Source organism: Ornithinimicrobium pulveris (assembly GCF_050261105.1).
Lineage (GTDB): Bacteria > Actinomycetota > Actinomycetes > Actinomycetales > Dermatophilaceae > Ornithinicoccus.
The window spans coordinates 686,490-700,275 of record NZ_CP189837.1; the positions used below are offsets into that span (position 1 = coordinate 686,490).

The following is a 13,786-nucleotide window of genomic DNA, read 5'->3' on the forward strand; positions in this document are numbered from 1 at the left end:
ACGACAATTTCCGGTATGCCGTGAGTCTAGGCGCGCAGCCCCCTCACCTTCCCGCCCGGGGACGTGGTCCAACCCTCGGTCAATGGCGGGGGCCGGCAATCAGTCGAGCTCGATGAGGTCCACGGGGGTGAGGGCCCCGCTGGAGCGCTGCGGGATGTCCAGGAGGATCCGCAGGTAGGTGGGCTCGTCGGCGTGGCCGTCGAATTCCACGGGATGCGGATCCGCGCTGGCCAACGCACGAGCGACCGCGGCCCGAGCGGCGGATTCGGCCATCGGGTGGTCGGGCTCGACCTCGATCAGGATCGGCATCAGGATCCCGTCGAACGGGCCGACGACAAAGACGGCGGCCAGCGGGGCGCCGTCCACCCGGGCGATCGATGTCCTCCCGGTGTCCAGCGCCTCTGCGAAACGCCTTCGGAAGGATGCGCGGGTGGCAGCGACGTCCTCGGTCGGTGCCCACCCCTCGTGCATCCGCAGATAGGGCGCCATCCAGAGGTCCACCAGCTCATCCAGGGTGAGGTCCTCTCCTGACGTCACCACCCCACCATCGAGGGACGCATGACGGTCAGCCCACTCCCGGACGTCCGGATGACTGGTGTCGACGTATGCCGCCGGGACGCTCTGCACCACCCGACCGCCCGCCTCGGTCGCCGCGACCTCCATCGGGGTGCCAGGGATGACCCGGACCAGGACCGGACTCTCCGCAGCATCAGCAAGCTGTCGGAGCAGGATCGACCCGTGCCCGTCGTGACAGTGCAGCTCGACACCATCCCGGCTCGCTCCCGTCCGGGTGAAGCGTCGGACGCCAGCGGCCACGACTCGACCGTCCACCTCCTCCACGAGGCTGACACCCTGCTCGAGGTCTGCAGCAGGGACCAGCCAGGCGGGGGAGGAGTCGTCGAGATCTGAGTGGAGCGTGGGACGCACTGTCATAGCCACCATGATGACCTGCGACAACGCCGTGAAACCGCCTTTGCGCTGGCCGCGCAGAAGCCTTCCCTGAGGGCGCACCGCCCCGGTAGAATGGCGACTGCAGTTCAGGCGCGCTCGTGCGCGGCCAACCGTGCCAGACCCTCGTCCAGCCCGACCTCCGGCTGCCAGCCCAGCACGTCCTGGGTGCGCCGCTGGTCGAACCAGTGCGCGGTGCTCAGTTGCTCCGCCAGGAATCTGGTCAGCGGCGGCTGCGTGATCGCCGGGACCCGGGGGAGTCGCTCACTGAGCGCCACCGCTCCCTCCACCGCGGCGCCCAACCCCCAGGCCAGAGGGAAGGGCACCCGCAGCCTCGGCGGGGGAGCGCCCACAGCACGGCAGATGTCGGCCACGAGCTCGCCGATCGGCCGGGGCTCACCATTGGTGACCACGAACGCCTCACCGCGTGCCCGCTCGATGTGGTCCAGGGCCGCCACGATCGCGGACGCGGCGTTGTCAACGTAGGTGGTGTCCACGAGGGCCGTTCCGCGACCGACGAGCGCCAGCCGCCCCTGGCGGGCACGATCGGCGATCCGCCCGACCAGCTGCGTGTCGCCCGGTCCCCAGACCAGGTGCGGCCGCACCGCGGTGACCCGCAGCGCATCCTTGTCCGCACCCAGCGCCCACAGCTCGGCCGCCGCCTTCGTCCGGGCATAGTGCCCTCGCGCGCGCATCGGCGTCGCGGCAGCGGCCCCCGCACCCGCGAGCGAACTGCCCGTATGCGCCACGGACGGCGAGGACACCTGCACGAGGTCTCCACCGCCCTGAGCGCGCAGCGCATCCACGACATAACTGGTCCCGCGGACATTGGTGTCCACGAAGTCCTTCCACGCCCCCACCACGTCGACCTTCGCGGCCAGGTGCAGCACCGCGTCCTGCCCGTCAACGGCACGCTGCACATCGGCCCGAGATCTGATGTCCCCCAACATCTCTCGATGCCGACCGCCCGCCGTGCGCCGCTGCATCACGGTCACGTCCTCGCCCCGCTCGGCGAGCAGATCGGCGACCTTGCCGCCGAGCATCCCGCTGGCTCCGGTGACCAGCACCTTGCGCGCCATCAGCGGCTCCTCCGTCGGGGTGCCGACGATCCGCCGGACACCTTCTCCCCGTGCAGGACCGTGTGCGCCCAGTCGCTCAACGCGCCCCGGTCGACCTTGCTCGCGTGCCGCACGTCCACCGGCAACCAGTCGCGCAGGAGCACTGCCGACACCGGCACCGGGAAGGCCGCGGCCCGCACTCCGGCGGCCAGTTCCGGGTCGGCGAGCACGTCGCCACCGCGCGGCGCTCCGGTGACCCGGGCGATTCGGCCGAGGCGTTCGGTGGGCACGATGATGGCGGCGACCTGCTGGGTCGCCTCGGGCCCGACGCCGACTACGGCGACATCCTCCACACCGGGCACGGTGCGCAGCCGGTCCTCCACGGCATACGGGGTCACGGGCCCCTCGGCGGTGGTCACCACGTGCGCCAGCCGCCCCTCGACCCACAGTCGCCCGGACTCGTCGAGGTGGCCGACGTCGCCGGTACGGTGCCAGCCCACGGGGCGGTCGCTCTCGTCCTGCGTGGACCACAGCCGGTCGTAGCGCTCCTTGACGTGCGGCCCGCGCACCACGATCTCCCCGACCACTCCGGGGGTGGTGACCAACTCCTGCCCCGGTATGCCGTGTGCGTCCAGTTCGGCGATCCCCACCTCGACTCCGCGCACCGGGTGGCCGACGCAGACCCCTGCGTGGGGGGAGGCGGACCCGTCCGCGATCTCCGCGGCGAGCACGGTGGGGTCGTGTGTGGCGAGGGGGAGGACCTCGGTCATGCCGTAGGGCGTCTGGGTCTCGGCGGAGGTGAGCAGCCCGCGCACCTGGTGGAGCAGGGCGACCGGGACGGGGGCGCCGGCGGACAGCAGCAGACAGGGGCCGGAGAGGACCTGGCGCCGCGTGGCGTCCAGATCATCGGCGGTGGCGACGACATTGCGCAGCGCGGCCGGGGACGCGAAAACCGCGGTGGCGCCGACCGCGCCCACAGCATCGGCGAGCGCGGACGCGGTCAGGGTGTCCGGGGCGGTGACGTCCATGTCCGGCACGGCGCTGGTCAGGCCGAGCGCGGGACCGTAGAGCGCGAAGGGCGCGAAGGCTGCGACGAGGGACTCACCAGGGGTGAGGTCGAAGGTGTCCCGCAGCAGCGCTACCTGGGCGCCGAGCTGGTCGCGGGTATAGACCACGCCCTTGGGGGAACCCGTCGCGCCCGAGGTGAACAGGACCGCGGCCTCCTTCGACCCTGAGCCAGCGGCCTGGGACGAGGTGGATCCGAGGTGGTCGCCGTGCAGCCCGCGGCCCAGGACAGCCAGCGCGTCCAGCTCGGTGCCGCCGGTCTCGACGCGGATGCGGGGCGCCCGGATCCGGGAGGCGGCCGCGAGCACGAGGGCGGAGCGGATGCCGATGATGTGGCGGGGGCCCGCAGAGCGCAGCGCGGCGCCGAGACGGCGCAACCCCAGCCCGGCGTCAGCGATCACGACCACGGCGCCCAGCCGCCACAGGGCATAGACCAGCGTGGTGAGTTCGATGCCGGGAGGCACCATGACGGCGACGCGGTCGCCCGGACGGACGCCGCGCAGAGCGAGTCCGCGGGCGACGGCATCGACCCGCTCGGCGAGGGCCCCGAAGGTGATGGTGCGGGGCTCAGAATCACCCGCGAGCTCCACGACGGCGGTGCGCTCGGGGTCGCTGGTGTCCACCTCGATGTCGACGCGGGGGACGTCGGCGTGATCGTCGGCTGAGCCATCGGTCGACTCGCCAGGCTCGCTGCAGGACCGGGAGGCGAGCTGCTGGCCCAGCCAGCGCCAGATCACCTCCACGCCCGCGGGCCGGTCCTCCAGGACCAGGTGGGAGGCGTCCGGATAGCGCTGGGCATCGGCGTGGGGCATCCGGCGCAGCAGATCCTCCAGGTAGCGCTGGCCGAAGACCGGGTCCCGGGTCCCCCAGACGAACAGGGCGGGGACGTCGGTCAGGCCGCGCACCCCGTCGGCGACATGGTCGAGCGTCGGGCGGCTCGGGTGGTCGGGCTCGAACGGGACGTCCTGGACGAAAGCCGCCACCGCCGCGCGTCGCCCCGCAGTGCGGTAGGGGGCCGCGAAGCCCTTGCGGGTCTCCCGGGAGATGCCCGGCAGCGACAAAGCGGTGGTGCCGGAGACGAACAACGGGGTGTCACGGCATACCCGGTCCAGCAGGTGGGGCGAGCGCGCAAGCCGGATGAGCGAGGGAGAGGGCTGCTCGGCGGGCTGGTGGACCGCCGTGTTGGTGAGGACGACGCCGGCGAGCTGCGCGCGGTGCTGCAACGCCCAGCCGAGCGAGACGGGACCGCCCCAGTCGTGGGCCAGGATGTAGGTGGGGCCCTGCACGTCCAGCTCGCGGGTGAGCCGGGCGAGATCCTCGATCCGGGTGGCGAGATCGCGAGGTCCGCCGGCGCGCTCGGAGAAGCCCATGCCCAGCTGGTCGACGGCGATCACCCGCCAGCCGGCGGGAGCCTGATCCACCACCCGTCGCCACAGGTAGGACCAGGTGGGGTTGCCGTGCACGCACAGCAGGGTGGCCGCGACGTCCTCCCCGCGCTCGGCCAGGAGCGGGCCGGTGTCCAGGACGTGCCAGCTGCGGCGGTGGCCGCTCGCGTCCGGGGCCGTCACGACGCGCGAGGCGGTGGGGTCCAGGCCGGGGACGCCGGAGACGGGAAGGCCCACGGGGTCGTGGGTGTCGGCGGCGGCGATGCGCTGGTCGCCGGTCATGCTGCGGTCGGTGGAGGGCATCACGCCACCCATGTCACCAGATCAGCTCCAGGCACGTCATGTTCAGCCCGGATCCGATGCCCATCATCAGCACACGGTCGCCGCGCGAGAGGGTGGGGGCCTCCTTGGCCAGCGTGATCGCGACGGCCGCGGGGCCGACGTTGCCGAAGGTGGGGAAGGTCAGCGGGATCTTGGCCGCGTCGATGCCGAGCGCCTCCGCGGTGCGGGAGGTGTGCACCTTGGAGACCTGGTGGACGATGTAGCGATCCATGTCCGACCAGTCGAAGTCCTCGGCCGCGTCCTTCCACAGCGAGCCGGCCAGGTCCATCCCGGCCACCAGCAGCCCCTGGGTGTCGGTCTTCATCTTCTCGAAGTCGCCGACGCACAGCAGGTGGTGCTCGGTGGCAGCCCGGGTGGCGCCACCGACGATGCGGTGGCCCTCGGGGTGGGTGGACGCACGGCCCAGCACCATGGCCGCGGCGCCGGAGCCCAGGGTCAGGGTGGCGAACTGGCTCAGGATGTCCTCGGCGGTCGCGTCCTCGGAGGACAGGCGGGCCAGCGTGCGCTCCTGCGGCTCGCGGGAGCCCTCGCCGTCGACGACCAGGGCGTAGTCGATCTGGCCGGCGTCGATCATCGTCGCGGCCAGTTGCATCCCGTTGACGAAGCCGAGGCAGGCGTTGGTCAGGTCGAAGTTCAGGCAGCTGGTGGGCAGGCCCAGCTCATGGTGCACCCGCACCGCGATCGAGGGCTCGAGGTTGGTGCGGCTCACCGAGGTGTTGATCAGCAGCCCGATCTGGTCGGGGGCGACCCCGGCCTGCTCGAGAGCGGCGCGGCCGGCCTCGATGGCGCCGTCGACGAAGTCGACACCTTCCTCCCACCAGCGCCGCTCCTGGATGCCGGCGAGGGAGGCCAGCATCCCCGGGCGCAGGCCGTTGCGGGTGTAGGAGTCGCCGATGATCTCGTCGAACTCCTCCGAGGTGCGCACCACCGGTGCGTCGACGGCGGTGACGGACAGCACGGCGGTGTCCTTGGTGTGGAAGGTGGCGTTGCGCTTCACGAGTGCGGATACCTCACGGATCGGGACGTAACGGTTCATTCGATCACAGCCCGCGCCCCCACGAAGAACCGGCGAGGCCACACCGCCCGAAGGGGTGGGGCGGATGGTCGATCTGGACCCGCTTCCACGCCGCGTGTGGGACGATGGCCTGGTCACATCATCGACCGGGAGACCCGGTCGCCGCAGGAGGGGAAAGGAACCACCTCATGAAGACACGTCGGACCCGTTGGGCACACCTGGCCACCGCCGGTGCGCTCACCCTGACCCTCGCCGCCTGCGGCGGTGGCGATGACGACCAGGCCGCTGACCCCACCACCCCGGTGCCGGTGGCCGAGAACACGGCCACCGATGACGCCCTGACCACCGACGCGGCCGAGGACACCGCCGACGTCGAGGACACGGCGGCCGCCACCGGCGACGCCGCCCAGGACACCGCGGCCGCCACGGGTGACCCCGCCACAGCTGAGGGTGAGATCAGCGTCTCCGAGTTCGTGGCGATGATGAAGTCGCCCGGCGAGGAGAAGCTGTCCTCCTACACGATGCAGATGACCATGGGCACCGGCGCACAGTCGATGGACATGAACGGCGCGGTCGACATGTCGGGCGATAAGCCCAAGTTCGACATCGACATGGAGATGCCGGGAGTTGGGGCCATGCAGATGCTCCTGGCCGAGGGCCGGATCCTGGTCTCGATGCCGGGCGTCACCGAGGAGGGCCAGTGGATGGAGATCCCGCCGGACCAGCTCGGCGAGGCCGCGTCCGCGCTGGAGGAGGTCGACATCGTCAGCCAGTTCGACACCTGGGAGCAGTCGGCCAAGAAGGTGCTCGACCTGGGTGAGGAAGACGTCGACGGCACCACGCTGCACCGCTACGAGGTCACCATCGACGGCCAGGCGATCCTCGATGAGGCCGAGGCCCAGGGCGAGGACCCGGCGCAGATCAGCGCCATGGTCGGCGACGAGGTGATCTACCACATTTGGCTCGACGACGAGAACCTCATGCGCAAGGTCGCCTTCGACATCGGCGGCATGGTCACCGAGATGACGGCCGACAACTGGGGCGAGCCGCAGGACATCGAGCTGCCTGACGAGGCCGACATCATGCAGAGCCCGTGACGCGGCTCGCCCACTGACCGGACCGCCTCCGCGGCAGGTCAAGCAGAGTTCGATCGACGTGCTCCTACCTCACTGAGGTGGGAGCACGTCCTGCTGTGCGGGGACCTCGTCCTGACGCACCAGGCCGACGGGGCAGGTGTAGCCATTCGGTCCGTGATTGCAGTAGCCGCCGGGGTTCTTGTGCAGATACTGCTGGTGGTAGGCCTCGGCGTAGTAGAAGGGGCCTGCCTCCTCCGCGGGGCGCAGCTCGGTGACGATCCGTCCGTGGCCGGCCGCCGTGATCACGCCCTCGAAGGCGTCCCGGGTCGCGCGGGCGGCCGCCTCCTGGCCAGGCGTGGTCCAGTAGATCGCCGAACGGTACTGGCTGCCGATGTCGTTGCCCTGGCGATCCTTGGTGGTCGGGTCGTGGTTCTCCCAGAAGGCCTTGAGCAGCAGCTCGGGGGAGGTCTGCGTCGGGTCGTAGGCGACGAGCACCGCCTCGGCGTGACCGGTCAGCCCGGTGCAGACCTCTTCATAGGTCGGGTTGGGGGTGCTGCCGCCGAGGTAGCCAGCGGCCGTCGTCACCACGCCCGGCAGCTGCCAGAAGATGCGCTCGGCGCCCCAGAAGCACCCCATCGCCAGATAGATCACCTCCGTCTCCTCCGCCCACGGGCCGTGCAGGTCGGTGCCGAGCACCTCGTGCGTGCGCGGGATGCCGGGGAGGGGGTCGGGGCGGCCGGACAGAGGTGAGGGAAACGCCATACGGGCCAGTCTTGCACGGGACCCGCGGCCCGGATCGGTGGCGCGAACCCGCCGCCCTGTGGCACCTTCCTCCCATGGACCTGCTCCTGTATGTCGTGCTCCCGCTCGTCCTGGCCGTCCTGGGAGCGGTGCTCCTGCTACGCGGCCGGGCGATGTACCGCGAGGCGACGCGACTGCGGGCCGGCTTCGGTGGTCCCCCCGGATCCATCGACGTCGGGACCGAGCTCGGCTTCGGCGTCGAGGACAACCGGGCGGCCATCCTGGCCGCGCAGCGCCGGATGCTGTGGGGCGGGATCCTGGGCGGGATCGGCGCGATCTGGGCGGTCGTCGGCCTGATCATGCTGCTGCGCTGAGCGCACGGTCGCCGTCGTTACCCTGGGCTGGTGCCGACGACCTCCGACCCGTTGCAGCAGCCCACTGTCACCCTCGATGACGTCCTCGCCGCCCGCGAGGTGCTGGCCAAGGTCCTCACCCCGACGCCCATGGAGTTCAGCCAGGGGATCAGCGAGCGGACGGGCGTCCCGATCCACCTCAAGTGCGAGAACCTCCAGCGCGCGGGCTCGTTCAAGATGCGCGGCGCGTACACGCGGATGGCCAGGCTGAACGAGGAGGAGAAGGCGCGCGGCGTGGTGGCGGCCAGCGCCGGCAACCACGCGCAGGGGGTCGCGCTGGCGGCCCGCCTGCTGGGGATCGAGGCGACCGTCTACATGCCGCAGGGTGCGGCCATGCCCAAGCTGGCCGCGACCCGCGGCTACGGCGCGGAGGTGATCCAGGTCGGCCTGACGATCGATGACTGCATCGGGCGGGCGCGGGAGCACGAGGAGCAGACCGGAGCGGTCTTCATACCGCCCTTCGACCACGAGGACATCGTCGCTGGTCAGGGCACGTGCGGGCTGGAGATTCTCGAGCAGGTCCCCGATGTGCGGACGATCCTGGTCTGCACCGGTGGGGGCGGCTTGCTCGCCGGGATCGCGACCGCGGTCAAGGCGGTCCGGCCGGAGGTGAAGGTGATCGGCGTGCAGGCAGCCGAGGCGGCTGCCTGGCCGGGCTCGCTGGCCGCCGGACACCCGGTGCCGCTCGCCTCGATGAGCACGATGGCCGACGGGATCGCGGTGGGTCGGCCCGGGGACGTGCCGTTCGGCGTGGTGGCTGACCTCGTGGACGGCATCGAGACGGTGAGCGAGGAGTCGATCGCCCGTGGGGTGCTCTACCTGCTGGAGCGCGCCAAGCTGGCGGTGGAGCCGGCCGGGGCGGCGGCCGTCGCCCACCTGATGGACCTGGGTGAGGAGGTCGCGGAGCGCTATGAGGGACCGGTGGTGGCCGTGCTCAGCGGCGGCAACATCGACCCGCTGTTGCTGCTCCGGATCATCCGCACCGGGCTGACCGTGGCGGGGCGCTTCCTGCAGCTGCGGGTCCGGGTGCCGGACCGGCCCGGTGAGCTCGCCGCCGTCCTGGCGCTGCTGGCCGAGCTGCGCTGCAACGTCCTGGAGGTGCAGCACCACCGGCGCGTGCCCGGGCTGACGGTCAGCGAGGTGGCGATCTCGTTGACGCTGGAGACCAGCGGTCACGAGCACTCCGCGGCGGTCCTGGCCGCGCTGGAGGATCGAGGGTGGGTCGTCGACCAGGGCTGAGGTCAGGTGGCGATGGGTTGCCGCTTCCCGCACAGCTCATCCACAGCACGGACGGCTTGGTCTCGACTCTCGGACGGAAGCGACGTAGACTAGGAGGTCAACCACGGTCCGGGCAGAACGGTGCCCGGACCTTGTGTTTGGGTCGGACGCCCGATGATGAGGCCAGTTCCACGGCCCCGACCGACGCAGACACCCCATGAGGAGGATGAGCACCAGTGACCAGCACGGCCAATGACGCCAGCTACCTGACCCAGGAGGCCTACGACCGCCTCTCCGGCGAGCTCAAGGAGCTCAGCGGCCAGGGTCGCACCGACATCGCGCGCCGCATCGAGGCCGCGCGCGAGGAGGGTGACCTGAAGGAGAACGGTGGCTACCACGCGGCCAAGGAGGAGCAGGGCAAGATGGAGGCCCGCATCCGCCAGCTCGAGCACCTTCTGCAGAACGCCGTGGTCGGCACCGCCCCCGCGGATGACGGCATCGTGGAGCCGGGCATGGTCGTGACCGTCGAGATGTTCGACGAGGAGGAGACCTTCCTGCTGGGCTCCCGCGAGATCATCGGCGACGGCGACGACCTCACCGTCTACAGCGAGAAGTCCCCGCTCGGCGCCGCCCTGATGGGTCACCTGCCCGGTGACACCGTCAACTACCAGGCCCCGAACGGCAACCAGATCGAGGTCAAGATCGTCGCGGCCAAGCCCTACCAGGCCTGAGCACCCGCACCACCCTCCCGAGGCGTCGCCCGCGCAGTCCCGCACTGCGCCGGCGGCGCCTCGGCGCATGTCCCAGGTCACGACATACGGGGCCCGGTCAGGACGTTCAGTCGCGGGCGGGCGGGTCCTCGTCGGCATACCAGCACCGGTCCACGTAGCCGGTCACCGCAGGCGAGGCGGTCCGCACCTGCTCCACGTGCCGGCTCGGGGAGGACTCGGAGGGTCCCACCTCGACCCGCACGCGCCCCACGACGGAGTGCTGGTAGTCCTCGGCCTCGAGTTCGCAGACCACCGCGCGGCTCGCGTCGCGGCGCAGGTCGAAGCGCACGTCCACGGCCTCCTCCGACACCACCTGCTGACCGGTGTTCACCCAGTGCACGCGCCCGGCGCTCGCGGCGATCCCGAACCACACCGCCATCGCGACCATCACCGCCACCGAGGCTGCGCCGATGATCCACCAGCGACGACGCGTCTGCGCCGACGACTCCCGCGGCCCCTGCCACGCACCACGCGAGGCCTCCTCGGCCTCCTCGTCGACCTGCAGGGGGTCCTCGTCCACCTCCGCGGGCACGGGATCTGCCTCGGGGTGCACGGGACCCCTGGAGTCTTCGGGGCGGGGCGTGGGTGTGGTCACGGTCGGGGCGTCCTCGGACAGGTGAGAGGATGGAGGCTGCTGCGCGCCGAAGGAAGCGGCGCCTGCCCATTGTCCGACACCGGCGCGGGCGTGCCCTCCGGGGGTCGCCCCGCACCACGAGCTGCTGATGGACCGTAGGTGTCCAGACCCGAGGTGACCGCAGTGACCCAGGAGCACCAGCAAGGCGCCCCCCTGCGCCTGATGGCCGTGCACGCCCACCCCGACGACGAGTCGTCCAAGGGGGCCGCCACGACGGCGCGCTATGTCGCCGAGGGCGTCGATGTCCGGGTGGTCTCCTGCACCGGGGGCGAGCGCGGCGACATCCTCAACGCGCGCCTCAAGGACGACCCGCACATCCTGCGCGACATCTCCCGGGTGCGCCGCGACGAGATGGACCTGGCCGCCTCGATCCTGGGGATCAGCCACACCTGGCTGGGCTTCACCGACTCCGGGCTGCCAGAGGGCGACCCGCTCCCGCCGCTGCCGGAGGGCTGCTTCGCGCTCGAGCCCATCGAGGTGACGACCGAGGCGTTGGTCCGGGTGATCCGCGAGTTCCGCCCCCACGTCCTGACCACCTACGACGAGAACGGCGGCTACCCCCACCCCGACCACATCATGACCCACGTGGTGACCATGGCGGCCTTTCGCGCGGCCGGTGACCCCACGGCATACCCGCACGCGGGAGCGCCCTGGCAGCCGTTGAAGGTCTACTACAACGCCTGGAGCCCGGACCGCATGCAGCGGCTCAACGACGCGATGGTCGAGGCCGGGCACGAGCCGCCGTTCGCGGACTGGCTGAAGAACATCCGGAGCCGTCCGCAGCGGACGATCACCACCAAGGTGGTCTGCGACGAGTTCTTCGGCACGCGGGACGACGCCTTGCGCGCGCACGCGACCCAGGTGGACCCGGACGGTTTCTGGTTCGTGGTCCCGCTCGAGGTGCAGCGCGCGGTGTGGCCGACCGAGGAGTTCGAGCTGGCCGCCTCCTTGGTGCCGGTCGACCTGCCCGAGGACGACCTGTTCGCCGGCCTGCGGGAGCTGGCTGATGAGTTGGATCCCGTATGCCGCAACGCACCCGAGCGCGATGCGTCCGGTGATCTGGTGCTGGCCTACGAGACCACTCCACCCGCGCCGGTCGAGGAGGAGCACCACTCCACCGAGCCGCTGGACGGTGACGGGGACGGCAAGGACGACATGCGGGTCGAGGAGGGGCACTCGGCATGAACCAGACGAGTGTGGAGATCACGGCCGGGCTGGGTGGCTTCCTGGTCGTCTTCGGGCTGGCGCTCGCGGTGTGGCTGCTGGCGCGGGACCTGACCCGGCGGCTGCGCCGGATGCGGTTGCGCGAGGAGGAGCGGATGGCCGCCGTGCTCGCGGAGCGTCAGGAGGCGGCTCGGGCCGAGCAGGCCCGGCTCGCCGAGGCGCGGCAGGACGCCGTGCCGGGTGGGGCGGACCCGGCGGCTAAGGAGCGGCCGGAGGCTGACCCACTCGGGTGAGCGAGCAGCGGGCGAGCTCGCCCGCGGCGTGCTGGCTTAGGCGAGCGCCATCCGCACGCCGAGCACGGAGAGCAGGGCCGCGACCCAGTGCGAGGAGAAGGCTGCGACCGTGAAGGCGTGGAAGATCTCGTGGAAGCCGAACCAGCGCGGGGAGGGGTTGGGCCGCTTGAGCGCGTAGACGATCGCGCCCACGGTGTAGAGCAGACCACCGGCGGCGATCAGGCTCACGATGAGCGGTCCTCCGTTGCGCCAAAAGGGCACTAGGTAGAAGACCGCGACCCAGCCCAGCGCGATGTAGACCACGGTGTAGAGCCAGCGCGGGGCGCCGACCCAGAAGACCCGGAAGATCACGCCCGCGACGGCGCCGACCCAGATCACCCAGAGCAGCGTGCGCGCCTGGCCCGGCGGGAGCAGCAGGACAGCGAAGGGGGTGTAGGTCCCGGCGATGATCAGGAAGATGTTGGCGTGGTCCAGGCGCTTGAGGATCCGGGCGACCTGGGGTGACCAGCGACCCCGGTGGTAGGTCGCCGAGGTGGCGAACAGCAGGATCGCGGTGGCGCCGAAGACCAGCGCGGCAACCCGTGCCGTCGTCGTGGGGGAGAGCGCGATCAGCACGATGGACAGCGCCACGCTGATCGGCACCATCCCGAGATGCAGCCAGCCACGCAGATGGGGCTTGACCTGCTCGACGACCGTGTCGACGAGTTCGCCGGCCGAGCTGGCCAGGTCCTGGGCGCGGTGGGGGATGCGGCTCATGTACCCAGCGTAACCTACGGTTGCGTAGGTTACGCAATCGTAGGTTACGGGCGCGTAGGTCGGGTGGTCCCAGGGTAACGAGGGGTGAGCGGGGTAGGTTTGCCGGTATGCAGACCCCGCGGGATCTGGTCTACAAGGCCTACACCACCTCGCTGCGTCGGCACCTGCCCACCGAGCGGCTGCCGAGGCATGTGGGTGTGATGCTGGACGGCAACCGTCGCTGGGCACGGCAGCGGGGTGCCGAGTCGGCCGAAGGGCACCGCGCGGGCGCGGAGAACATCGCACCCTTCCTCGGGTGGTGCGAGGAGGCTGGGGTCGAGGTGGTGACCCTGTGGCTGCTCTCCACCGACAACCTCAACCGGCCCACGGCTGAGCTTGAGCCACTGCTCGCGATCATCGAGCAGGTGGTCTGCGATCTTGCCGAGGCGCAACGGTGGCGGATGCGGGTGGTGGGGGCCCTGGACCTGCTGCCCGAGCCCACATCCCGCAGGTTGACTGAGGCGGCGGCCACCACCGACGCGGTCGAGGGCCTGGTCGTCAACGTGGCGATCGGCTACGGCGGGCGGCGGGAGATCGCTGATGCGGTCCGGTCGATGCTCAAGGATGCGGCCGAGCAGGGGGTCAGCCTGGAGGAGCTGGCGCAGACGGTCACGGTGGACGACATCGGCGCCCACCTCTATACCAAGGGCCAGCCGGATCCTGACCTCGTGATCCGCACCTCGGGGGAGCAGCGGCTGGGCGGGTTCTTGCTCTGGCAGAGCACGCACAGCGAGTTCTACTTCTGTGAGGCCTACTGGCCCGATTTCCGCCAGGTGGACTTCCTGCGGGCGCTGCGCGCCTATGCAGAGCGGGAGCGTCGCTTCGGGGCCTGAGCCCCGCGCGGCCACGCCGCTGACCAGAGGCTCGGC

At 71.1% G+C, this 13,786-nt stretch carries 14 protein-coding genes; 7 read left to right on the forward strand and 7 right to left on the reverse strand.

Annotated features, from left to right (window positions below; translation table 11 throughout):
* Nucleotides 1-99: 99 nt before the first annotated feature.
* The 4 genes from ACQBAT_RS03170 to ACQBAT_RS03185 form a co-directional block, all read right to left on the reverse strand.
* Nucleotides 100-933, reverse strand: a complete 834-nt coding sequence (locus tag ACQBAT_RS03170; protein WP_420746902.1) for a hypothetical protein — start codon at nt 931-933, stop codon at nt 100-102.
* Between the two features lie 104 nt (nt 934-1,037).
* Entirely contained in the window at nt 1,038-2,027 is a 990-nt protein-coding gene (locus ACQBAT_RS03175) for an NAD-dependent epimerase/dehydratase family protein (RefSeq protein WP_420746901.1), read from the reverse strand.
* Nucleotides 2,027-4,759: an alpha/beta fold hydrolase gene (locus ACQBAT_RS03180; protein ID WP_420746900.1), complete on the reverse strand. Its 2,733-nt coding sequence runs from the start codon at nt 4,757-4,759 to the stop codon at nt 2,027-2,029. The genes ACQBAT_RS03175 and ACQBAT_RS03180 overlap by 1 nt, the downstream gene beginning before the upstream one ends.
* A gap of 13 nt (nt 4,760-4,772) precedes the next feature.
* Nucleotides 4,773-5,834 (reverse strand): 3-oxoacyl-ACP synthase III, encoded by a 1,062-nt coding sequence (locus tag ACQBAT_RS03185; protein WP_420746899.1) that lies wholly within the window; start codon nt 5,832-5,834, stop codon nt 4,773-4,775.
* Nucleotides 5,835-6,001: 167 nt separating this feature from the next.
* Between ACQBAT_RS03185 and ACQBAT_RS03190 the strand changes: the two genes are divergently transcribed.
* Nucleotides 6,002-6,910: a hypothetical protein gene (locus ACQBAT_RS03190; protein WP_420746898.1), complete on the forward strand. Its 909-nt coding sequence runs from the start codon at nt 6,002-6,004 to the stop codon at nt 6,908-6,910.
* A 69-nt stretch (nt 6,911-6,979) separates the two neighbouring features.
* Here ACQBAT_RS03190 and msrA read toward each other — a convergent pair whose 3' ends face one another.
* A complete protein-coding gene (msrA, locus tag ACQBAT_RS03195) occupies nt 6,980-7,651 on the reverse strand; it encodes a peptide-methionine (S)-S-oxide reductase MsrA (protein ID WP_420746897.1) in 672 nt (223 codons plus the stop codon).
* A gap of 74 nt (nt 7,652-7,725) precedes the next feature.
* On the opposite strand from msrA, the gene ACQBAT_RS03200 reads away from it, so the two are divergent.
* From ACQBAT_RS03200 to greA, 3 genes are all read left to right on the forward strand, one after another.
* On the forward strand, nt 7,726-8,004 hold the full coding sequence (locus ACQBAT_RS03200; RefSeq protein ID WP_420746896.1) for a hypothetical protein: 279 nt from the start codon (nt 7,726-7,728) through the stop codon (nt 8,002-8,004).
* A 27-nt stretch (nt 8,005-8,031) separates the two neighbouring features.
* Nucleotides 8,032-9,282 (forward strand): threonine ammonia-lyase, encoded by a 1,251-nt coding sequence (gene ilvA / locus ACQBAT_RS03205; protein WP_420746974.1) that lies wholly within the window; start codon nt 8,032-8,034, stop codon nt 9,280-9,282.
* A gap of 215 nt (nt 9,283-9,497) precedes the next feature.
* Complete coding sequence (gene greA / locus ACQBAT_RS03210) at nt 9,498-9,992, forward strand: transcription elongation factor GreA (protein WP_420746895.1); 495 nt, start codon at nt 9,498-9,500, stop codon at nt 9,990-9,992.
* Between the two features lie 106 nt (nt 9,993-10,098).
* Here greA and ACQBAT_RS03215 read toward each other — a convergent pair whose 3' ends face one another.
* Nucleotides 10,099-10,563, reverse strand: coding sequence for a DUF4307 domain-containing protein (locus ACQBAT_RS03215; RefSeq protein WP_420746894.1), 465 nt, complete (start codon nt 10,561-10,563; stop codon nt 10,099-10,101).
* A gap of 264 nt (nt 10,564-10,827) precedes the next feature.
* Between ACQBAT_RS03215 and mca the strand changes: the two genes are divergently transcribed.
* Both mca and ACQBAT_RS03225 read left to right on the forward strand, forming a co-directional pair.
* Nucleotides 10,828-11,850 (forward strand): mycothiol conjugate amidase Mca, encoded by a 1,023-nt coding sequence (gene mca, locus ACQBAT_RS03220; protein WP_420746973.1) that lies wholly within the window; start codon nt 10,828-10,830, stop codon nt 11,848-11,850.
* Nucleotides 11,847-12,122, forward strand: a complete 276-nt coding sequence (locus tag ACQBAT_RS03225) for a hypothetical protein (protein WP_420746893.1) — start codon at nt 11,847-11,849, stop codon at nt 12,120-12,122. The genes mca and ACQBAT_RS03225 overlap by 4 nt, the downstream gene beginning before the upstream one ends.
* A gap of 36 nt (nt 12,123-12,158) precedes the next feature.
* Here the strand turns inward: ACQBAT_RS03225 and trhA are convergent, their stop codons facing one another.
* Nucleotides 12,159-12,878: a PAQR family membrane homeostasis protein TrhA gene (gene trhA, locus ACQBAT_RS03230; protein ID WP_420746892.1), complete on the reverse strand. Its 720-nt coding sequence runs from the start codon at nt 12,876-12,878 to the stop codon at nt 12,159-12,161.
* Between the two features lie 107 nt (nt 12,879-12,985).
* On the opposite strand from trhA, the gene ACQBAT_RS03235 reads away from it, so the two are divergent.
* Nucleotides 12,986-13,750 carry an isoprenyl transferase gene (locus ACQBAT_RS03235; RefSeq protein ID WP_420746891.1) on the forward strand — a complete coding sequence of 255 codons (765 nt, stop codon included), beginning with the start codon at nt 12,986-12,988 and terminating at the stop codon, nt 13,748-13,750.
* The last annotated feature ends 36 nt before the right edge of the window (nt 13,751-13,786 follow it).